1 pseudogene is annotated in these 1102 nt (G+C 66.9%); it reads left to right on the forward strand.

Annotation, left to right across the window (positions count from 1 at the left end):
- Nucleotides 1-622: 622 nt before the first annotated feature.
- A pseudogene (locus tag GA615_RS27205) lies at nucleotides 623-1102 on the forward strand (hypothetical protein); the annotation flags it as partial.

Genomic DNA, 1102 nt, shown 5'->3' on the forward strand with positions numbered 1-1102 from the left:
GTCAACCGACGACTCTCCGTCAACGTCAACCCCGACCCCTCGGGCTCGCTGCCTCGGCTCCCGTCTCGTGGAGCCGAGGCCCTGTCTGCCTGATCCGACGCGGTCCCGCCCCGGTGCGGGACCGCGTCGGTTTCATTTTGTATGGCCAGCCGTTCTCGACGGTCCACTCCGAGCGCGGGTTTCGCGTGGCCGACTCGGCGCGATGGTCGGCTGCCTTCTCCAACCTCTGCGGCCTCGCACTCCCTCGCTTGCAGAGCCAAAGGGGCTGAGGAAACCTTCCCAGGCCATCCAGCCCCGCTCGGGTGAAGCCGTTCAGAGAACTCTGATTCTCCGGGTTCGATCGAATGCAAGGCCCCCTGGAAGATCCGGTGATCGGATCAGGAAAGGGTCGTCGAATAGGGCCCCCGACCCGACCGTCTGAGGGGGTACACTCCGAACGATCGGGTCCCCGGATCCGGCGATGAGCCGGAGGCGACCTCCGCGTTCGATCGGCATGATATGCTAAGCATCAACCGTCCGACTGTTCCAGCACAACTGCTGGCTGGAAGGCACGTTCGGACGAATCGCCCCGACCGTGGCAACGCGTGCAATCGCGACAACTGCAGAAAGGTTTCCCTCAAAAATGCGTCCCTATCTCACGCACTGGTTCCTCACCGCGAGCATGGCGGGCACGCTCCTCGTCTTCGGCTCGCCGGCCTCCGGACAGACCGCCGACGCTCTGCCCGCGGCCCCTTCCTCACCCTCTCCCGACGCATCTCCCGCTGACGCTCAACTCCAACCCGAGTTGCCCGTCGTGGACCTCTTCGAAGGACTCCGCACCGGCCAGATCGCCGTGCGGGCCGAAGGGGCCAAGGGAGGCGCCATGACCGTCTCGGTCACCAACACCTCCCGCGCTCCGCTCCGCGTCGTCCTGCCCCCCGGACTCATCGCCTCCGGTGCCACCGGCCAGTTCGGCGGCATGGGCGGCATGGGCGGCGGTATGGGTGGCATGGGCGGCGGTATGATGGGTGGTGGTATGGGCGGTATGGGCGGTATGGGCGGCATGGGTGGCGGTATGGGTGGTATGGGCGGCGGCATGGGCGGCATGGGTGGTATGGGCGGC

Source organism: Tautonia marina, from assembly GCF_009177065.1.
Taxonomy (GTDB): Bacteria; Planctomycetota; Planctomycetia; order Isosphaerales; family Isosphaeraceae; genus Tautonia; species Tautonia marina.